This window comes from Umezawaea sp. Da 62-37 (genome assembly GCF_032460545.1).
Taxonomy (GTDB): domain Bacteria; phylum Actinomycetota; class Actinomycetes; order Mycobacteriales; family Pseudonocardiaceae; genus Umezawaea.
On record NZ_CP135965.1, the window covers coordinates 6,437,212 to 6,457,098 of the forward strand.

Below are 19,887 nucleotides of genomic sequence, written 5' to 3' on the forward strand. Positions count from 1 at the left end.
CCTGAGAGACCGCTGAGATCCGGAACCGAGTGTCCCCCCGAACCGTCATGCTGGGCCACGTGAGACCACGGGTGCTGGTTGTCGACGACGAGATCGGTGTGCGGCGTGCGTTGGAGCGGGGGCTGTCGGCGGAGGGCATGGAGGTCGTGACGGCCGCGGACGGCCCGAACGCCCTGCGCGTGGCGCTGACCGGCGCGTTCGACGTCGTGCTGCTCGACATCATGCTGCCCGGCCTGTCCGGCTACCGCGTTCTCCAGCGCATGCGCGCCGAGGGCGTGCGCACCCCCGTGCTGATGGTGTCGGCCAAGGACGGCGAGGTCGACCAGGCGGACGGGCTCGACCTCGGCGCCGACGGCTACCTGGTCAAGCCGTTCTCGTTCGTGGTGCTGGTCGCCCAGGTCCGCGCGCTGCTGCGGCGCAACTCCGGCGGCAACTCCCGCCGCAGGCTCAAGCTGGGCGAACTCGTCGTCGACCGGGGGCTGCGCGAGGTCACCTGGGCTGGCGCGCCGGTGTCGCTGAGCCCCCGCGAGTACGCGGTGCTCGACGTGCTGGCCGGCCGCGCGGGCTCGGTGGTCACGAAGGACGAACTGCTGCGCGCCGTGTGGGGCGACGAGCAGGCCGCCACCCGCAACGCCGTCGAGGTCTACGTCGGCTACCTGCGGCGCAAGCTCGACGCGATGGGGGCGGGCGAGGTCGTCCGCACCGTCCGCGGCCACGGCTACCTCGCCTCCACCGCCGACCTCGACGCGGCGCTCGGCGCGACCGTGCAGCGGGCGGCCCGTAGGTGAACCCGAGGCGGTGGTGGTTCCGGCGCACGCTGCGGTTCCGGATCACCGTGGTGGCCACCGGCGTCGCGTGGCTGTGCCTGATGGCGCTGACCAGCCTGGCGCCGAGCCTCATCGCGCGCGTGCAGATCAGCGCCGTCGACGCGCAGCTCACCAGGGCAGTCGCGGTCGGCAGCGGTCCGGGGGTGCGGCTGCTGGACGCCGCCGGGTCCCCGCTCGACGGGCTGCCCGCGCCCGACCTGACCCCGGCCGAGGTGCGGACCCTGAAGGCCGGGCGGGCGGTGCTGCGCGAGGACGGCGTGAGCGCCACGCGCTGGATCGGCCGCGTCGACACCGCCCCCGACGGCACGCCCCGGCTCATCGCCGCCGGTGACACGCTCATCGGCTACAACGGCGCGAACGACCTGGGCACCCGCTGGCTCGCCGTGGCCACCGCGCTGGTCGCGCTGCTGGTCGGCATCGCGACCTGGCTGTCCGTCCGGTCCTCGCTGCGCCCCGTCGAGCGGATGCGCGTGGCCGCCGCCGAGTTGCCCCGTGGTCAACGACTGCCGGTGCCCGAGTCGCAGGACGAGTTGCAGGCGCTCGCGGAGGCGTTGAACGGCCTGCTCGCCCGGCGCGACGAGGCCACCGAACGGCTGCGCCGGTTCACCGGCGACGCCGCGCACGAACTCCGCTCGCCCATCACGTCGGTGCGCGCGCAAGCCGAGGTCGCCGTCGCCCACCCGGACCCGGAGTTCTCGCTGGAGGTGCTGGAATCGGTCGTCGAGGAGTCCGAACGCCTCTCCTCGCTGGTCGACGCCCTGCTCATCCTGGCCCGCGCGGACAGCGGCGAACTGCCCCGCGCCGAACCCGTCGACCTGGTGCTCCAGGTGCACGCGATCGTCGACCGGATGCCGTCGGCCGACCTGCTGGTGCAGGTCGCCGCCCCGTCGAGCGCGTGCATGGTGTCCGCGACCCGCGCCGAGGTCGAACTGGTCGTCGACAACCTCGTCCGCAACGCCGTCCGCTACGCCACCGGACTCCTCCGCATCTCGGTGCTGCCCGCCCCCGGCGAGATCCGGCTGATCGTGGAGGACGACGGCCACGGCATCCCGCCCGAGCACTGGTCGCGGATCTTCGACCGCTTCTACCGCGTCGAGGAGCACCGCGGCCGGGCCTCCGGCGGCTTCGGCCTCGGCCTCGCGCTGGTGGCCCAGCTGGTCCGGCAGCGCAAGGGCACCGTGCAGGTCGCCCAGTCGCGCCTCGGCGGCGCGCGCTTCGAGGCCCGCTGGCCCGCTTACCGGTGATTCCACAGGTCAATGGCAGTATGCGGCCGTGCCCGATCTCCGCGCGACCACCCTCGTAGAAGCGCCCGTCCGAACCGTCGCGGGCGCGCTCCTGGACACGCGCCTGCTCGCCGCGTCGGTGCGCGGACTCGGCGTGCGCCTCTCCGGCGGCTCGGGCGTCCTGCACGTCGGCGCCGAACTCCAGGGCTTCGTCGGCCCGGTCCGCGGCAGGCTCCTGGTCACCCGCGCGGACGCGACCGGCGTGGCGGCGTCCCTCGTGGACGGCCCGCTGCCCTCGTTCGAACTGTCCACCGACCTCGTCGAGACCGGCGGCGGCACCCTGGTCGTCGACTGCGTCGAGTGGAACAGCCCCGGCGGCCCGTTCGGACGGCTCGCCGACATCGTGGTCGGCCGCGGTCTCGCCCTCAAGATCCTCGAAGCCCGCGCAGGCGCCGTGTCCCGGCGGGCGTTGCAGATGGCGGAGGCCGCCGTCGTGGTCGGCGCCGCCATCACCCGCGACGGGTTGCTGCTGGTCCAGCAGCGCGCGTTCCCCGTGGAGGCGGAGGGGAAGTGGGAGCTGCCGGGTGGGCGGGTCGATCCCGGCGAGACCGAGGCGGTCGCGCTGGCGCGGGAGTGCGTCGAGGAGTTGGGCGTGGAGGTCGGGGTGGGGGAGCAGATCGGGCCGGACGTGCCGCTGAGGGCTTCGCTGCTGCTGCGGGTGTTCTCGGCTGAGCTGGCGCCGGGCTCGGGGGAGCCGGAGGCGCGCGAGCACCGGGCGGTGCGGTGGATTCCGGTCTCGGAGTTGGACGGCCTGGACTGGCTGCCCGCGGACCGGGTGCTGGTGCCGGGGCTGAAGGAGCTGTTGTCCTCCGTTTAGGAAGCGTGGTGGGCGCGGCTGACCGCGCCCACCGGCGCCTCAACCCAACCCGGCCATCCGCAGCGCCGCGTCCAACCGGTGCTGGGCCCGTCCGCGAGCGCGTTCGGCGCCCGCCTGGCGGATCCGGTCCAGCTCAGGGGCGTCGTCGAGCAGGGCGAGGGTGCGTTCGCGCACACCCCGCAGTTCCTCCACGACCGCGTCGGCCGCCATGTCCTTCAGCTCCGAGTAGCTCCCCAGCGACGCCGCGATCTCGTTCGGGTCCTTGCTGGTGCACGCGGAGATGATCTCCAGCAGGTTCGCGACACCGGGCTGTTCGACGGGTGCGTAGCGGACCTCGTTCAGGTTGTCCGTCACGGCGCGCTTGATCTTGCGCTGGATCAGGTCGGGCGGGTCCAGGACGAAGACGGTGCCCGCGGCGTCGGTGGCGGACTTGGCCATCTTCTTGGTCGGGTCCGCCAGGTCGCGGACCCGCGAGGCGGTCGGGGGCACGACGCCGCGGGGCATGGCGAAGACCTCGCCGTAGGTGCTGTTGAAGCGCTTGGCCAACGCCCTGGCCAGCTCGACGTGCTGGGCCTGGTCGTCGCCGACGGGCACCTCGTGGGCGCCCTGCAGCAGGATGTCGGCGGCCATCAGCACCGGGTAGGTGAGCAGGCTCAGCCGCACCGAGTCGCGGCCCGCGGACTTCTCCTTGAACTGGATCATCCGGGCGGCCTCGCCGTAGGTGCAGGTGCACTCCAGGATCCAGGTGAGCGCGCCCAGCTCCCTGACCAGGTCGGACTGCACGGAGACGCTGTGCGGGTCGACACCGGCGGCGATGAGCAGCGCGAGCTGCTCCCTGGTCAGGGACCGGAGTTTGGAGGGGTTGTGGGAGGACGTCATCGCGTGCAGGTCGCTGATGAAGTAGACGTCCTGCTCGGTGCCCTCGGCGGCCCAGCGGCGGATGGCGCCGAGGTAGTTGCCCAGCTGGACGTGGCCGGACGGGGTGATGGCGGAGAGCCTGATCATGGTGGGTCCCTTCGACAGGTGTGCCACCCGTCGGCGCGGGACCCCGAACACAGCGAAGGCCGCCCGAGCGGGCGGCCTGTGGTTCGTCTAGCGCACAGTTCTAGGGCCGCCGCGAGGCGGGCCACCAGGACGTGTGAAGACTGCGCATGGCCGCGATCCTATCGTGTCGGGGCGCTGTCCGGAACGTCTACATTTGTTCTATGCGGCGGGACACCACCTGGTCAGGCCGCTTTTCCGTCCTTCTTCTTCCCGGACTTCTTCCGCTCCTGCTTGGCCAGCTTCTTGAGCGCCTTCGCGCGGGCCTCGTCCCTGGCCTTGAACAGCGCGACCACCGGGCACTTCTTGCACCTGGGCTTCGACCGGCAGCACTTCTTCTTCACCTTGCCCACGCTCAGTACACTCCCTGGTTAGAGGTGCTTCCCAGACTAGGTGAGGCTGACCTCACCCCCGACGATGTGTGGTATTGGCAACGGAGCCGGTACTCTTGTGAAGGCTGTGCGCGATCTCCGTCCCGGCGCTGGCCCCCTTCCTCGACTTCCAGCTCTAGGAGTTCCGCGTGCCCACGGCCACCGCGTCGATCAACGAATCGCCCGCTCAGGTGCGTGCTGACCTGCGCAACGTCGCGATCGTCGCGCACGTTGACCACGGCAAGACCACCCTCGTCGACGCCATGCTCCGGCAGTCCGGAGCGTTCTCGGCTCGCGCCGAACTCGTCGACCGAGTCATGGACTCCGGTGACCTCGAGCGCGAGAAGGGCATCACCATCCTCGCGAAGAACACCGCGGTCCGCAGGGAGACCCCCGACGGTCCGGTGACGATCAACGTCGTCGACACCCCCGGCCACGCCGACTTCGGCGGTGAGGTCGAGCGCGGCCTCTCCATGGTCGACGGCGTCGTGCTGCTCATCGACGCCAGCGAGGGCCCGCTCCCGCAGACCCGCTTCGTGCTGCGCAAGACCCTGTCCGCGGGCCTGCCCGTGATCCTGGTCGTGAACAAGGTCGACCGTCCCGACGCCCGCATCAGCGAGGTCGTCGAGGAAGCCCACGACCTGCTGCTCGAACTGGCCGCCGAGGTCGGCGCCGACGACTCCGTGCTCGACCTCCCGGTCGTGTACGCGTCGGCCCGCGCCGGTCGCGCGAGCATGACCCAGCCCGCCGACGGCGGCATGCCGGACGAGGAGAACCTCGACACCCTGTTCGAGGTGCTGCTCAACCACATCCCCGCCCCGCGCGGCGATGTCAACGCGCCCCTCCAGGCGCTGGTCACGAACCTCGACGCGTCGTCGTTCCTCGGCCGCATCGCGCTGTGCCGCATCCACTCGGGCCACATGCGCAAGGGCGACTGGGTCGCCTGGTGCCGCGAGGACGGCACGACCCAGCGCGTCCGCATCACCGAGCTGCTGATCACCGAGGCGCTCGACCGCGTGCCGACCGAGGAGGCCCACGCGGGCGACCTGGTCGCCATCGCGGGCATCCCGGAGATCACGATCGGCGACACGCTCGCCGACCCCGAGAACCCGGTGCCGCTCGAGCGCATCACCGTCGACCTGCCCGCCATCTCGATGACCATCGGCGTGAACACCTCGCCGCTGGCCGGTCGCGGCGGCGGCAACAAGCTGACGGCCCGCGTCCTCAAGGCCCGCCTCGACTCGGAGCTGGTCGGCAACGTGTCGATCCGCGTCCTCCCGACCGAGCGCCCCGACACCTGGGAGGTGCAGGGCCGCGGTGAGCTGGCCCTCGCCATCCTGGTCGAGCAGATCCGCCGCGAGGGCTTCGAGCTGACCGTCGGCAAGCCGCAGGTCGTCACCCGCCAGGTCGACGGCAAGCTCCACGAGCCCTTCGAGCGCGTCACCATCGACGCCCCCGAGGAGCACCTGGGCGCCGTGACGCAGCTCCTCGCGAACCGCAAGGGCCGCATGGAGAACATGTCCGGCCACGGCACCGGCCGCGTGAAGCTCGACTACGTCATCCCGTCGCGCGGCCTCATCGGCTTCCGCACGGAGTTCCTCACCGAGACCCGCGGCACCGGCATCGCCAACGCCGTCTCCGAGGGCTACTTCCCGTGGGCAGGCGAGATCCGCACCCGCCACAACGGCTCCCTGGTCGCCGACCGCTCCGGCATGATCACCGCCTACGCGATGATCCAGCTGGCCGACCGCGGCACCTTCTTCGTCGAGCCCGGCGCGGACGCCTACGAGGGCATGGTCGTCGGCGAGAACCCGCGCGCCGAGGACCTCGACATCAACGTGTGCCGTGAGAAGAAGCTCACGAACATGCGCCAGTCCTCCGCCGACGTCATGGAAACCCTCGCCCGCCCGCGCAAGCTGTCGCTCGAAGAGGCACTGGAGTTCTGCGCCTCCGACGAGTGCGTCGAGGTCGCCCCGGAGGTCGTCCGGGTGCGCAAGCTCATCCTCGACGCCAACCTCCGCGGCCGCGAGCGCTCCCGCAACAAGCTCCGCGGCTAAGTCCCACAGCACGCACCGAACAGGGCCACCCCCAGCAGGGGGTGGCCCTGTTCGCGTTGGAGGCACGCGGTCCACCGCCGCCGTGCGGGACACAAGCGTTGCCTCGCGGGGTTGCCCCACCCGCACAAGCGGACAAGCCGCCAGACGCAAGACCGAGACGCCAGGGCAGGGCAGGGGCCAGACGCCAGGGGCAGGGGCCAGACGCTAGGAGCCAGAGGCCAGACGCCAAGGGGCAAACGCCAGGAGCCAGACGCCAGGGGCAGGGGCCAGGAGCCAGACGTAGCCCAAAGCACCCAACCCGCTGCCACACAAAGGAAAGCACGCAACCGCGGCCGATTTTACTTGGGGTTTTTGGGCCTACCCTCGCGGCGGCGGGCAGATCACCACCACCTGCCCTTTCCGACCGCCGAGGCCCAAAAAGAGGGGCCCAAGTCAAATCGGCCACCCCCGTGCGCAACCGCTCTGGCCCCACACAGGCACCCGACTACACCCACCCCAACCCCACCCCGCATAACCCACCAACCCCACCCCGCACAACCCACCAACCCCACCCCCAACCAGCGACCCACCGGAACCCCACCGGAACCCCACAGCACCCCCGAACGTCCTCACAACATGAACCCCAGGCCTCTCGGGCAACTGTCAACGCGCTCTGGCAGGCTGCGGGGCATGACTCGGTCTGGGGGGACCCGAATCCCACGCTTGGCGGCGCTCGCACTGGCGGCTTGCACCCTCACCGCCTGCACCAACTCCGGCCCGCTGCCCATCGTCTCCTCGACCCCCGGCATGTCGGTCGTGCCGGAGCAGGCCCTCAACGAGGTCGTGGTCGGTGTCGACGACGTGAAGGGCAGCTACAACCCGCACACGATCGCGGGCCAGTCGACCATCACGACCGCCCTCACGAGCCTGCTGCTGCCGAGCGTGTTCCGGACCGCGCCGGACGGGACGCCGCGGCTGGACACGAACCTGATGGTGTCGGCGCAGGTCACGAAGACCGAGCCGTACACGGTCAGCTACACCCTCCGCAAGGACGCGTCGTGGACGGACACGGCGCCGATGGCGGCGGAGGACTTCGTCTACCTGTGGCAGCGCATGCGCAGCGAGCCCGGTGTGGTGGACCCGGCCGGGTACCGGCTGATCTCCGACATCGCCTCCCGCGAGGGCGGCAAGGCGGTCGAGGTCACGTTCAGCAAGCCCTACCCCGGTTGGCGCTCGCTGTTCTCGAACCTGCTGCCCGCCCACCTGCTGAAGGACCAGCCGGGCGGTTGGGCCACGGCGCTGAGCGACAGCTTCCCCGCGACCGGCGGGCCGTTCGCGGTCAAGACGCTCGACGTGCCGCGCGGCGAGATCGTGCTGGAGCGCAACGACCGGTACTGGGAGCAGCCCACGGCGCTGGACCGGGTGGTCCTGCGGAGGGCCAGCCACGACGGGATCGTGTCGGCGCTGCGGGACGAGGACGACCAGGCCGCGCTGATCCGGGCCGACGCGATCGCGTTGAACGCGGTGACCGACCTGTCGAAGGGCACGCCGCTGGTCAGCACGGTCGTTCCGAGGCCCGAGGTGGTCCAGGTGCTCCTGCGACCCGCGTCGGAGCAGTTGGCCGACCTGAAGGTCCGCCAGGCCGTCCTGGCCGCGCTGGACCGCGAGGCGCTGATCGCGATCGGGACGGGCAGCGGGCCGTCCGCGCAGTTCAGGGCCGACTCGATGGTGGTGCCGCCGTCGAAGGCCGGGTACGCGCCGACGATCCCGGCGGGCGTGGTGCAGGACGTGGCGGCGACGACGCGGCTGCTGGGCGAGGCCGGGTACGTCCGGCCGGAGGGCGGCGTGTGGTCGCGGGACGGGAAACCCCTGAGCCTCACGATCGCGGCGGTCGAGGGGGCCGAGCCGTACAACACGGTCGCCAACCAGGTGCAACGCCAACTCGTTCTGGCCGGAATCCAGGCGAAGGTGATCTCGCCGCCCGCGAATCAGTTGTTCGGGCAAGATCTTCCCGGTTCACCCAATGGTGAGCAGAGCGCTCAGGTCGACATAACCGTCGTTCCCCAGGTGGACACCGGTGATTCGGCCGCGTCCCTGGCTTCGGCATTCGGTTGTCGTCCTTCCATCGGGGATGGATCGACACCCATTCCGGCGAATCTCCCCGGATTCTGCGATCAAACGCTGCAACCCGTGATCGACGACGCGCTGAGCGGTCGGACCTTGCTGTCCGAGGCGCTGACCAAGATCGAACCGGTGCTCTGGCAGCAGGCGATCGCGCTGCCGTTGTTCCAGGTGGCCGACTTCCTCGTAGTCCTTCCGGAGGCGCGCGGGGCGGCGGCGGGAGCCCCGTTCGCGGGTCCGCTCAGCGACGCGGCGACGTGGCGGCGCGAGCAGGGCTGAAAAACGCCTTTTCGACGGGGTCTTCCCCGAGTGGCGACCCGATGTTAATTTTGACAGTATTCCCTCCGTCCGGTTAACGAACGCTCCCGCCCGGTAACCAGGGAGTAGCGTGCTGCTACCAGCGTGTCACCCTTTGGTCACGATCGGCCCATGGGCAGTGACCGTGCTGCCGGCCGGTTCTTAACCTGCTGCCACGGTGTGTCGGTTCGGGGCGCGTTTGGCACATCACGGTTATGGGTGGAGGTCGGCTCAAACGGCCGCTCCAACCCGGTGCTAGGAGGGCACGTGTCGATGAGGAAATCAAAGGCTGTCACGGCGCTCGCGCTGCTGACCGGCGCAGCACTCGTGCTGAGTGCGTGCGGTTCGGGTGGTTCGGGTGGTTCGGGCGATGCCGGGCAGCAGGATTCCAACCCTGGTGACATCGGTGGCGCCGACCAGGTGTTCAAGCGTCCGAAGGTGGACGACATCGGCGAGATCGCCGTGGCCACCGAGGAGGGCTTCCACAACTACAACAACTACACCGGCGCGACGAACAACTTCTCCAGCACCATCACGCTGTCGAACGTCCTGCCCTCGCCGTTCTTCTCCGACCTGGTCGACGGCAAGCTCGTCATCAAGGTCGACGGCGACCTCATGGACTCCATCGAGGTCACCAAGAACGACCCGCAGACCATCGTGTGGAAGGTCCGCAAGGAAGCCGTCTGGTCCGACGGCAAGCCGATCGACTGCAAGGACTTCCACCTGAAGTGGCTGGCGGGCGCGAGCAAGGCCACCGTCAAGGGTGAGGACGGCGCCGAGGCCTCGATCTTCGACTCGACCCCCACGGGTTACGAGGACATCGAGAAGCTCGACTGCTCCGACGACAACAAGACCATCACCACCACGTTCTTCTCGGGCAAGCAGTACGCGGACTACCGCGGCCTCTTCTCCTCGCCGGGCAGCGACGGGCTCCTCCCCGCGCACATCCTGGAGGAGAAGACCAGCATCCCGGACATCACCAAGGTCCTGCCGACGCAGAACGACGAGACCGTCAAGAAGGCCGCCGAGTTCTACACCAAGGGCTGGGTCGGGTTCGACGCCTCCGTCGCGCTCTCCGGTGGGCCGTACACCATCACCTCCACGGACCTCAAGGACCAGACGGTCCTCGAGCGCAACCCGAAGTGGTGGGGCGAGAAGGCCGCCGCCTCGAAGGTGATCCTCAAGACCAACACCGACTCCCAGTCCGCGGCGCAGCAGCTGCAGAACAAGGAAGTCGCGGTCATCGCACCGCAGGCCGACCCGGCCGTGGCGCAGCAGCTGCGCGGCGACAGCGCGTTCAACGTGTTCGCCGCCGGTGGTCAGACCTTCGAGCACGTCGACCTCAACATGGCGCGCCCGCTGTTCAAGGAGAACGCCGACCTGCGCCTGGCGATCGCCCAGTGCTTCGACCGCCAGTCCCTGGTCGACAAGCTGGTCAAGGACGTCGACCCGAACGCGAAGCCGCTGAACAGCCTCACGTTCATGCCCAACGAGGTCGGCTACGAGGAGCACTTCAGCGACATCGGCAAGGGTGACGTCGACGCCGCCAAGAAGACCCTCGAGGGCGGCGGCTGGAAGCAGGGCGCCGACGGCATCTACACCAAGGGCGAGTACCGCGCGTCCTTCAAGCTCGGCCACAAGGTCGTCCAGCGTCGTGCGGACACCGTCCGCATCCTCCAGGACAAGTGCAAGCAGGCCGGCATCGAGATCGTGGACGACCAGGACGTCGACTTCAACGACAAGCGACTCCCGGCCAGCGAGTTCGACGCGGCCCTGTTCGCTTGGGTCGGCCAGCCCCTGAAGGCCGGCGCGTACGGCAACTACGCCAGCAAGGACAAGGGCGGCTCGGGCAACTACAACAACTACTCCTCCTCCGTCGTGGACGAGAAGTGGAAGGCCGCCAACGCCGAGCTGGACTACCAGAAGCGCGTGGCGCTGATGAACGAGGTCGACAAGCAGATGCGGACCGACCTCCACAGCATCCCGCTCTTCCAGCTGCCCGACTTCGCGGCTTCGAGCGCCGACATCGGCCCGATCAGCTACGTGGGCGTCGGCGGCGGTGTCACCTGGAACATGTTCGCGTGGCAGAAGAAGTAGTCACCGAGCAGTTCTGAAACAACCAAACCAGGCCGGGGGGTTGGTGCCACGAGCACCAGCCCCCTGGCCGGTGTCACCGTCCGGTAGGCTTCCCCGCGCCTGCGGGGGTGTCTAGGGAGAACCTCTCATGTTGCGATACATAATCCGGCGGTTGATGATCTCCATCCCGCTGTTGATCCTCGCGTCGTTCCTCTGCTTCGGACTCACCACGGCCATGGGCGATCCCCTCGGCGAGTGGAAGCTCCAGAAGCCGCGCACCCCGGCCGAGGTCGCCGCCGCGTACGAGCGCACGGGCTACAACGACCCGTTCCTGGAGCGCTACACGAACTGGGCGGGCGACTTCGTCACCGGCGACTGGGGCGAGTCCGTGGTCCCCGGCAACGCGGGCCGGTCCGTGAAGGAAGACATCAGCAAGGCCTTCGTCGTCACCTTCCGGCTCGTGATCATCGCCGAGATCATCGCCCTGCTGCTGGGCATGGTCGTCGGGGTGATCGGCGCGGTGAGACAGTATTCGCTCTTCGACTACACGGCCACCGGAATATCGTTCGCGATGTTCTCGATGCCGCTGTTCTGCGTCGCCCTCATCCTGAAGACCGGCGGCATCTCGCTCAACAACTGGCTCGAGTCCATCGGCGCGGACAGGTGGATCATCACGGCCGGACCACCGGGTGACGGCTTCAAGGGCGGCTTCGGGGAGCAGTTCTTCCAGTACACCGGCGCCTACATCCTGCCGACCATCTCGCTCGTGGTCATCCAGTTCGCGCTCTACAGCCGGTTCCAGCGGGCGTCCATGCTGGACACCCTGAACGCCGACTACGTGCGGACCGCCCAGGCCAAGGGCATCTCCGAGGCCCGCTCGATCTTCCGCCACGCCTTCCGCAACGCCCTCATCCCCATCGTCACCGTGTCGTCGCTGAACTTCGGCGCCACCGTAGGCGGCGCCGTGATCACCGAGACGGTGTTCGGCTGGTCGGGAATGGGCAAGTTCCTGGTCGACGCCATCACCAAGCTCGAGCCGTTCCAGGTGTTGGGCTTCATGATGGTGACCGCCGTGTTCATCATCGCGTTCAACCTGATCGCGGACATCCTTTACGCGTTCATGGACCCGAGGATCCGCCTTGACTGACCTGACTACGCCCGCGGTGCCACCCGCGGCTCCCACCACGGCCGACAAGAGCCAGTTCGACTCGTCGTCGGCGCGCAAGCAGTGGCAGGTCATCGCACGACGCTTCCTGCGGCACCGCGCCGCGGTCGTCGGCGTCGTGATCTTCATCCTGCTGGTGCTGTTCGCCTTCCTGGGCAGCGCCTTCTGGCAGTACCCGTTCACCGACCTCGGCTTCCCGAGGTACCAGAACCCGACCGCCGACCACCCGTTCGGCACGGACCGGCTGGGCGCCGACATGGTGGCCCAGACGATCCGCGGTACCCAGTTCTCGTTGCAGATCGCCCTCGTCGTGGCCTTCCTGTCCACGTTCATCGGCGTCATGCTGGGCGCGCTCGCCGGGTACAAGGGCGGCTGGGTCGACACGCTCATCAGCCGGTTCATCGACCTGCTGCTGGTGATCCCGTCGTTCATCATCGCGGCCGTGCTGGTGCGCAACAGCTTCGTCGCCACGGCGACCGGTGGCGGCGGCAGCAACTGGCTCGTCGTGGCCCTCTACCTCGGCCTGATCGGCTGGCTCTCCATCGCCCGCGTCATCCGCGGCATGGTGCTGTCGCTGCGCGAGAAGGAGTTCGTGGAGGCCGCCCGCGCGCTGGGCGCGTCGACGTCGCGGATCATCTTCCGGCACATCCTGCCGAACACGGTGGACGTCATCATCGTGAACGCGACGCTCGCCGTCGCGCAGGCGGTGCTGCTGGAAGCCGCGCTGTCGTTCATCGGACTCGGCGTGCACAGCCCGGACACCTCGCTCGGGCTGATGATCTCGCTGAACAAGAACGAGTTGAACCTGCACCCGTGGTTGTTCCTGATCCCCTTCGTGTTCATCGTGCTGATCTCGTTGTCGGTGAACTTCATCGGTGACGGTCTTCGGGATGCTTTCGACCCGAGGCAGAAGAGGGTGAAGGCATGAGTGAGCTGGATGTGATGGACGCGCCGGAGTCCGCGGGCGGCACCCCGTCGAGCGGGAAGCTGCTCACGGTCAAGGACCTGTCGGTCGACTTCCCGACCGACGACGGCGTCGTGCACGCCGTGCGCAACGTGACGTTCACCCTCGCCCCCGGCGAGGTGCTGGGCGTCGTCGGCGAGTCGGGTTCCGGCAAGTCGGTGTCGTCCATGGCGATCATGGGTCTGCTGCCCAAGACGGCCAACGTGACGGGGTCCATCAAGTTCAAGGACCACGAGCTCGTCGGCCGGAACTACAAGCAGATGATGCCGGTGCGCGGCAACAACATCTCGATGATCTTCCAGGACCCGATGACGTCGCTGAACCCCGTCTACACCGTGGGGTGGCAGCTCGCCGAGGCCTACAGGGCGCACCACGACGTGTCCAAGAAGGCCGCGTGGGCCAAGGCCGTCGAGTCGCTGGAACTCGTCGACATCCCGCAGCCCGACCGGCGCGCCTCGCAGTACCCGCACGAGTTCTCCGGCGGCATGCGGCAGCGCGTGATGATCGCGATGGCGATCATCAACGACCCCGACGTGATCGTGGCCGACGAGCCGACGACCGCGCTGGACGTCACCGTGCAGGCGCAGATCCTCGACACGCTGCTGCGGATCAGGGACGAGACGAACGCGGGCATCATCGTGATCACCCACGACCTCGGCGTCGTGGCGGGCATGGTGGACCGCGTCCAGGTGATGTACGGCGGCACGGTCGTCGAGCAGGGCGGCGTGGACGAGGTCTTCGAAGCCCAGCGGATGCCCTACACCGTCGGCCTGCTGGGGTCGATCCCGAACCCCAGCCTGCTGGGCAAGCGGCTCACGCCCATCAAGGGCGCGCCGCCCTCGCTGATGAACCTGCCCTCCGGCTGCGCGTTCTCGCCCCGGTGCCCGCTGGTGATCGACGAGTGCCGCGTGGTCGAGCCCGAACTGCTGGAGACCGACCGCGCCGGGCACTTCTCCCGCTGCCACCGCTCCGCCCACCTGGCGACCCTGGTGGATCCGCAGAAGCTGTTCGCGACGGACGAGATCGGCGTGGTCGAGAACCCCGCCTCGCTCCTCGTCGCCGACCCGGACATGCCCATGGTCGAGGACGTCGAGGTCGTGGAAGCCCGGATGCAGGAAGAAGAGGAGAACCCGACCTCATGACGACCCCGACTGACGGGCCCGGCGTCCTGACCGCGGTGAAGCCCTCCTCCGCCGTCAAGAACCAGGGCAAGACGCCCCTGCTCGAGGTCAACGACCTGGTCAAGTCGTTCCCGGTCCGCGGCGGCGGGATCATCCCGCGCACCGTGGGCCAGGTGCAGGCCGTGTCCGGCATCTCGTTCGACCTCTACCCCGGCGAGACGCTGGGCCTGGTCGGCGAGTCCGGCTGCGGCAAGTCCACGTCCGGCCGGGCGATCCTCCAGCTGCACAAGCCGACCTCCGGCTCGGTGAAGTTCGAGGGCAAGGAGCTGACCAAGCTCAAGGGCAAGGCGCTCCAGGGCGTCCGCCGGGACATGCAGATCGTGTTCCAGGACCCCTACGCGTCGCTGAACCCGCGCTGGCAGATCAACAACATCATCTCGGAGCCGTTCAAGATCCACGGCGCCGACGGGCAGGACGTCCAGCACCGGGTCAACGAGCTGATGGAGCTCGTCGGCCTCAACCCGGAGCACCGCAACCGCTACGCCCACGAGTTCTCGGGCGGCCAGCGGCAGCGCATCGGCATCGCGCGGGCGCTCGCGCTCAACCCGAAGCTGGTCGTGCTGGACGAGCCGGTGTCCGCGCTCGACGTGTCGGTGCAGGCCGGTGTCGTCAACCTGCTGGAGGAGCTCCAGGACCGGCTGGGCCTGGCCTACCTGTTCGTGGCGCACGACCTGTCGGTGGTCCGGCACATCTCCGACCGGGTGGCCGTGATGTACCTCGGCAAGATCATCGAACTCGGTGACCGCGAGGACATCTACGCCCGGCCGATGCACCCGTACACCCAGGCGCTGCTGTCCGCGGTGCCGGTGCCCGACCCCAAGCTGGAGCGCAGCCGCCAGCGGATCGTGCTCACCGGCGACGTGCCCAGCCCCGTCAACCCGCCGTCGGGCTGCCGGTTCCGCACCCGCTGCTGGAAGGCGCAGGACATCTGCGCCGTCGAGGAGCCGAAGCTCGAACGCCGCGGCGCGGGCGACGGCACGCTGTCCGCGTGCCACTTCGCCGAGGAGCGCTCGCTGCTCGGGTGATCTTGCACCCCGTCGGCCGTCAAGGCCGCCATGGCACAGCTATGGTGGCCTTGACGGCATCTCGGGTGAGGCCGTCATGTGACGCTGCGGTACGGCCTCTACGCTGATCCGGTGACGCTCACCTCTCCACCCCGGTTGCTGCTGGTGCACGCGCATCCGGACGACGAAAGCCTGTGGACCGGCGGCACGATCGCCCGCTACGCCGCGCACGGCGTCCACGTCACGGTGGTCACCTGCACCCTCGGCGAGGAGGGCGAGATCATCCCGGCGGGACTGCGCGAACTCGCCGCCGACGCGGCCGACCAGCTCGGCGGGTACCGGGTCGGCGAGCTGCGCTCCGCGTGCGCCGCGCTCGGCCTGACGGCGCACCGCTTCCTCGGCGGCATCGGCCGCTGGCGCGACTCCGGGATGGTGGGCGTCGAGGCCAACGAGCACCCCAGGGCGTTCGTCCGCGGCTCGGTCGAGACGCAGACCGCGATGCTGGCCGACGTGCTCCGCGAGGTGCGGCCCCAGGTCGTCGTCACCTACGACGCCTTCGGCGGCTACGGCCACCCCGACCACATCCGGGCGCACGAGATCACCATGGCGGCCACCGCCGAGGTCCCGGACATCGACCGCGTCTTCTACGCGGTGACCTCCCGCACGGCGACCGAGCGGGGCGCCGCCGCGCTGGCGGAGCTGGCCGACCTGCCGTTCCGGCTGCCGGAGCCCGGCGAGCTGCCGGTCACCGACGACGTCGACATCACCACCACCGTCGACATCGGCGAGCACCTGTCGGCCAAGCTGCGCGCGTTGCGGGCGCACTCGACCCAGGTGAGCGTGTGGCAGGACGGCGCGGGCGGGGCCAGCTACGCCCTGTCCAACGGCATCGCCCAGCCGGTGGTGCGCGAGGAGTTCTACGTGCTGGCCAAGGGGGCCGGCGCGGGTGCGGAGACCGACCTGTTCGGGGGACTGGGGTGACCGGTGAGCGGTGACGGCAAGCCTGGACCGTGGGTGCTGCCCATGCTCCTGGTCGAGGCGCTGGTGCTGGCCGTGCTGGAGCTGTTCTTCCTCCCGCTCCGGTTCGACGGCACGCTGCTGCCGCAGGTGGGCGCAGACTGGCCGTTCCCGATCGCGGTGGTGGTCGCCATCCTGACCACGCCGCTGCTCGTGGTGTGGGCCTCGGACCTCCAGCGCGGCCTGCTCGTCTCCAGCTCACCGCTGCTCGTGTGGCTCACGGCCCTCGTCGCCCTCGGCCTGTTCGGGCCCGGCGGCGACGTCATGCTCCCCAACGACTGGCGCAGCCTCGCCCTGCTGGCGGGCGGCGCCCTGCCCGGCGCGATCGCCGTGGGGGCGTCGATGGGCCGCAACTACGTGCCCAAGGGGACCCAGTAGCGGTACCGGTGGTGCTCCGCGCACCCCAGTGACGTGTACAGCCGCCACGCGGGCGTGTTGTGCTCGGCCACCTGGAGGGCGCAGCGGGTGGCGCCGTTCTTCGCGCCCCACTCGGCCAGTCCGGCCAGCAACCCGCGCGCCAGCCCGCCCCGGCGGTGGTCCGGGCGCACGGCGAGCCGGGCGATGTGCAGCAGATCACCCACCACGGCGCCCCGGACGGCGGCGACGACCTCCCCGTCGCGCGTGACGGAGCCGAATCCCGAACCACTCCCCGAAGCGAGGACGTGCCGCTGGGCCGCGGTGGGCACGGCCTGCGCCGCGAGTTCCCACCATCCGGGAGTGGGCACGTCGGAGACCTCCACACCGTCCACGGGTGGCGAGTGGAAGCCGGTCAGCGGGCCGGTGAGCACCCCGGACTCGGCACCGCCCGGATGATCTTCGTTCACCACCCACCCCGCGGCCGCGACAGCGTTTTCGTGCTTTGCGTCACGTACCACGTGCGCGGCGGGTGAGATGCCGTTGCGACGCGCGAAGGTCTCCACCCTGAGCAGTGCCTCCGACACGGGCATACCGGGATCGCCGCAGGTCAGGGCGCTGTTGGCGCGCCCGGTGAAGCCACCGGCGGCGCGCAGGCGCCACTCGCCGAGCCGCTCGTCGACCTGTGCGGGCCACGCGTCCGCACAACGCTGTTCCACCTCGTAGACCGGATCCACGACATCATCGTGCACGGTGCGGGAAACTGGTTTTCCGCGTGTGTCGATAAGGCAAGCCTCACCAGTGGATGTCCAAGTTCGCCGCGTACTCTGCGGCTTGCGCGGTGTACCAGGAAGAGCAGGAGAACCGCAGTGACCTATGTGATCGCCCAGCCGTGCGTGGACGTGTTCGACAAGGCGTGCATCGAGGAATGCCCCGTCGACTGCATCTACGAAGGCGACCGGATGCTCTACATCCACCCGGATGAGTGCGTCGACTGCGGCGCTTGCGAGCCGGTGTGCCCGGTGGAGGCCATCTACTACGAGGACGACGTCCCCGATGAGTGGAAGGACTACACCAAGGCCAACGTGGACTTCTTCAACGACCTCGGCTCGCCCGGTGGTGCCTCCAAGGTCGGCGTGACCAGTGCCGACCCGGATTGGATCAAGGCACTGCCCCCGCAAGCCTCCGAGTGACGAGCAGGCGCAGGGGACCGGCGTTGCCGGACTTCCCCTGGGACTCGCTGGCCGACCACGCCGCCAAGGCGCGCACGCACCCCGGCGGTGTGGTCGACCTCTCCATCGGCACTCCGGTGGACCCCGTGTCGTCGTTGATCCAGACCGCGCTCACCTCGGTGGCCGACCAACCCGGCTACCCGACGACCCACGGAACACCGGAACTCCGCGAAGCGACCGTCGCCTCACTGGCGCGCCGCTACGGCCTCGACGGCCTGGACCCGACCGCGGTCCTGCCGACGATGGGCTCCAAGGAGCTGGTGGGGTGGCTGCCCACGCTGCTCGGCCTCGGCGCGGGCGACGTGGTGGCGATTCCGGCGCTGGCCTACCCGACCTACGAGGTCGGCGCGCTGCTGGCCGGTGCCTCGGTGGTCCGCCTGCGGGACGGCGAACCGCCGCCTCCGGGCACGGCCCTGGTGTGGCTGAACTCGCCGTCGAACCCGACCGGCCGGGTGCTGTCCGCCGCGGCGATGGCCGCGGCCGTGGGCGCCGCGCGGGACGTCGGCGCGGTGGTCGCGTCCGACGAGTGCTACCTGGCGTTGTCCTGGGACGCGGCACCGGTCTCCGTGCTGGATCCCGCGGTGCACGGCGGCTCGCTGGACGGGCTGCTGGCCGTGCACTCGCTGTCCAAGTCCTCCAGCCTCGCCGGGTACCGCGCCGGGTTCGTCGCGGGCGATCCGTCGCTGGTCTCCGGGCTGCTGGAGTTGCGCAAGCACGCGGGCATGATCGTCCCCCGGCCGGTGCAGGCCGCGATGACGGCCGCGCTGTCGGACGACGACCACGTGGTCGCGCAACGCCACCGGTACGCCTCCCGCCGCGCCGTCCTGCTGCCCGCGCTGCTCGCGGCGGGCTTCGCGGTGGACCACTCCGAGGCCGGGCTGTACCTGTGGTCGACCCGCGGCGAGGACGCGTGGGAGACCGTGGGCTGGCTGGCGCAACGCGGCATCCTGGCCGCGCCGGGCACGTTCTACGGGCCCAGTGGGAACGAGCACGTGCGGATCGCGTTGACGGCGACGGACGAGCGGATCGCGGCGGCGGTCGAACGGCTGGGGTGAACGCTTCCACGACGGAGGGGCTGTCCCATCACCGGGACAGCCCCTCCGTCGTGCGCGGGAGGATCAGTCGTTCGCGTGCAGGGCGGCGTTCAGCTCGACGCCGGTCCCCTTGCGGGGCTTGACCTTCACCGCGCCGCTGACCGAGTCGCGGAAGAAGAGCAGGCCGGGGACGCCGGACAGCAGGCCCGCCTTGACGACCTCGCCGTCGTCGGTGGTGACCTTGGTGCCCGCGGTGATGTACAGCCCGGCCTCGACGACGCAGTCGTCGCCGAGGGAGATGCCGATGCCGCCGTTGGCGCCGATCAGGCAGCGCTCGCCGATGGAGATGACCTCCTTGCCGCCACCGGAGAGCGTGCCCATGATCGACGCGCCGCCGCCCACGTCCGAGCCGTCGCCGACGACGACGCCGGCGGAGATGCGGCCCTCGACCATGGACGCGCCGAGCGTGCCCGCGTTGAAGTTGACGAAGCCCTCGTGCATCACGGTGGTGCCGGAGGCGAGGTGGGCGCCGAGGCGGACGCGGTCGGCGTCGGCGATGCGGACGCCGCTCGGCACGACGTAGTCGACGAGCCGGGGGAACTTGTCGACGCCGTAGACCGTGACGGCGCCGCGGGTGCGCAGGCGGAGGCGGGTCAGTTCGAAGCCGTCCACCGCGCATGGGCCGAAGTTGGTCCACACGACGTTGTTCAGCAGGCCGAACTGGCCCTCCAGGCTGAGGCCGTGGGGCTGGACGAGCCTGGTGGACAGCAGGTGCAGGCGCAGGTAGACGTCGTAGGTGTCGGTGGGCGCGTCGGCGAGCGAGGCGATGGAGACCTGGACGCCGATGACCTCGACGCCGCGCTCCTTGTCCTCACCGAGCAGGTGCGCGGCCTCCTCGCCCAAGGCGCCCGCGACGTCGACGGACGACACGAGCTGCGTGCCGACCGACGGCGGCTCCCCCAGCTGGGGCGCCGGGAACCAGGTGTCCAGGACGGTGCCCTCGGGCGTGACGGTTGCCAGTCCGACGCCGTACGCGCCGGTCACGTTTGCGGTGCTCACGGCTGGCA

Annotated in this window: 18 protein-coding genes; 14 read left to right on the forward strand and 4 right to left on the reverse strand. The window is 69.9% G+C overall.

The annotated features are described in order from the left end of the window. Positions 1-47 precede the first annotated feature (47 nt). The 3 genes from RM788_RS29755 to RM788_RS29765 are packed head-to-tail and all read left to right on the forward strand — an operon-like array spanning position 48 to position 2,927. Positions 48-788 (forward strand): response regulator transcription factor, encoded by a 741-nt coding sequence (locus RM788_RS29755; protein ID WP_315934801.1) that lies wholly within the window; start codon positions 48-50, stop codon positions 786-788. Then, positions 785-2,071, forward strand: a complete 1,287-nt coding sequence (locus RM788_RS29760) for a sensor histidine kinase (RefSeq protein ID WP_315921182.1) — start codon at positions 785-787, stop codon at positions 2,069-2,071. Before RM788_RS29755 ends, RM788_RS29760 begins: the two co-directional genes overlap by 4 nt. Before the next feature lie 28 nt (positions 2,072-2,099). Then, positions 2,100-2,927, forward strand: a complete 828-nt coding sequence (locus RM788_RS29765) for an NUDIX domain-containing protein (protein ID WP_315921184.1) — start codon at positions 2,100-2,102, stop codon at positions 2,925-2,927. A gap of 39 nt (positions 2,928-2,966) precedes the next feature. On the opposite strand, the gene trpS is transcribed toward RM788_RS29765, so the two are convergent. Together trpS and RM788_RS29775 are read right to left on the reverse strand one after the other, a co-directional pair. Next, the gene (gene trpS / locus RM788_RS29770) at positions 2,967-3,932 is read right to left on the reverse strand and encodes a tryptophan--tRNA ligase (protein ID WP_315921186.1); all 966 of its coding nucleotides are present in this window, start codon (positions 3,930-3,932) and stop codon (positions 2,967-2,969) included. 221 nt (positions 3,933-4,153) lie between these two features. Then, positions 4,154-4,321 carry a hypothetical protein gene (locus RM788_RS29775; RefSeq protein WP_315921188.1) on the reverse strand — a complete coding sequence of 56 codons (168 nt, stop codon included), beginning with the start codon at positions 4,319-4,321 and terminating at the stop codon, positions 4,154-4,156. Positions 4,322-4,488: 167 nt separating this feature from the next. Between RM788_RS29775 and typA the strand changes: the two genes are divergently transcribed. The 9 genes from typA (at position 4,489) to RM788_RS29820 (ending at position 16,578) form a co-directional block, all read left to right on the forward strand. Continuing rightward, on the forward strand, positions 4,489-6,396 hold the full coding sequence (typA, locus tag RM788_RS29780) for a translational GTPase TypA (protein WP_315921189.1): 1,908 nt from the start codon (positions 4,489-4,491) through the stop codon (positions 6,394-6,396). A 669-nt stretch (positions 6,397-7,065) separates the two neighbouring features. Then, positions 7,066-8,775: an ABC transporter family substrate-binding protein gene (locus tag RM788_RS29785; RefSeq protein WP_399340462.1), complete on the forward strand. Its 1,710-nt coding sequence runs from the start codon at positions 7,066-7,068 to the stop codon at positions 8,773-8,775. A 291-nt stretch (positions 8,776-9,066) separates the two neighbouring features. Continuing rightward, the gene (locus RM788_RS29790; RefSeq protein WP_315921193.1) at positions 9,067-10,890 is read left to right on the forward strand and encodes an ABC transporter family substrate-binding protein; all 1,824 of its coding nucleotides are present in this window, start codon (positions 9,067-9,069) and stop codon (positions 10,888-10,890) included. Between the two features lie 127 nt (positions 10,891-11,017). Further along, positions 11,018-12,016, forward strand: coding sequence for an ABC transporter permease (locus RM788_RS29795; protein ID WP_315921195.1), 999 nt, complete (start codon positions 11,018-11,020; stop codon positions 12,014-12,016). After that, a complete protein-coding gene (locus RM788_RS29800; RefSeq protein ID WP_315921197.1) occupies positions 12,009-12,962 on the forward strand; it encodes an ABC transporter permease in 954 nt (317 codons plus the stop codon). The genes RM788_RS29795 and RM788_RS29800 overlap by 8 nt, the downstream gene beginning before the upstream one ends. Beyond that, positions 12,959-14,140 (forward strand): ABC transporter ATP-binding protein, encoded by a 1,182-nt coding sequence (locus RM788_RS29805; protein WP_315921199.1) that lies wholly within the window; start codon positions 12,959-12,961, stop codon positions 14,138-14,140. The genes RM788_RS29800 and RM788_RS29805 overlap by 4 nt, the downstream gene beginning before the upstream one ends. Then, on the forward strand, positions 14,137-15,204 hold the full coding sequence (locus tag RM788_RS29810; protein ID WP_315921201.1) for an ABC transporter ATP-binding protein: 1,068 nt from the start codon (positions 14,137-14,139) through the stop codon (positions 15,202-15,204). Before RM788_RS29805 ends, RM788_RS29810 begins: the two co-directional genes overlap by 4 nt. A gap of 111 nt (positions 15,205-15,315) precedes the next feature. Next, the gene (gene mshB, locus RM788_RS29815; RefSeq protein WP_315921203.1) at positions 15,316-16,164 is read left to right on the forward strand and encodes an N-acetyl-1-D-myo-inositol-2-amino-2-deoxy-alpha-D-glucopyranoside deacetylase; all 849 of its coding nucleotides are present in this window, start codon (positions 15,316-15,318) and stop codon (positions 16,162-16,164) included. A gap of 3 nt (positions 16,165-16,167) precedes the next feature. After that, the gene (locus RM788_RS29820) at positions 16,168-16,578 is read left to right on the forward strand and encodes a hypothetical protein (protein ID WP_315921205.1); all 411 of its coding nucleotides are present in this window, start codon (positions 16,168-16,170) and stop codon (positions 16,576-16,578) included. On the opposite strand, the gene RM788_RS29825 is transcribed toward RM788_RS29820, so the two are convergent. Beyond that, positions 16,554-17,291, reverse strand: a complete 738-nt coding sequence (locus RM788_RS29825) for a GNAT family N-acetyltransferase (protein ID WP_315921207.1) — start codon at positions 17,289-17,291, stop codon at positions 16,554-16,556. The genes RM788_RS29820 and RM788_RS29825 overlap by 25 nt on opposite strands. A gap of 132 nt (positions 17,292-17,423) precedes the next feature. On the opposite strand from RM788_RS29825, the gene fdxA reads away from it, so the two are divergent. Further along, the gene (fdxA, locus tag RM788_RS29830; protein ID WP_315921209.1) at positions 17,424-17,747 is read left to right on the forward strand and encodes a ferredoxin; all 324 of its coding nucleotides are present in this window, start codon (positions 17,424-17,426) and stop codon (positions 17,745-17,747) included. Continuing rightward, positions 17,744-18,841 carry a succinyldiaminopimelate transaminase gene (gene dapC, locus RM788_RS29835; protein WP_315921211.1) on the forward strand — a complete coding sequence of 366 codons (1,098 nt, stop codon included), beginning with the start codon at positions 17,744-17,746 and terminating at the stop codon, positions 18,839-18,841. The genes fdxA and dapC overlap by 4 nt, the downstream gene beginning before the upstream one ends. A gap of 63 nt (positions 18,842-18,904) precedes the next feature. Here the strand turns inward: dapC and dapD are convergent, their stop codons facing one another. Continuing rightward, the gene (gene dapD / locus RM788_RS29840) at positions 18,905-19,879 is read right to left on the reverse strand and encodes a 2,3,4,5-tetrahydropyridine-2,6-dicarboxylate N-succinyltransferase (protein WP_315921213.1); all 975 of its coding nucleotides are present in this window, start codon (positions 19,877-19,879) and stop codon (positions 18,905-18,907) included. Positions 19,880-19,887: the final 8 nt, after the last annotated feature.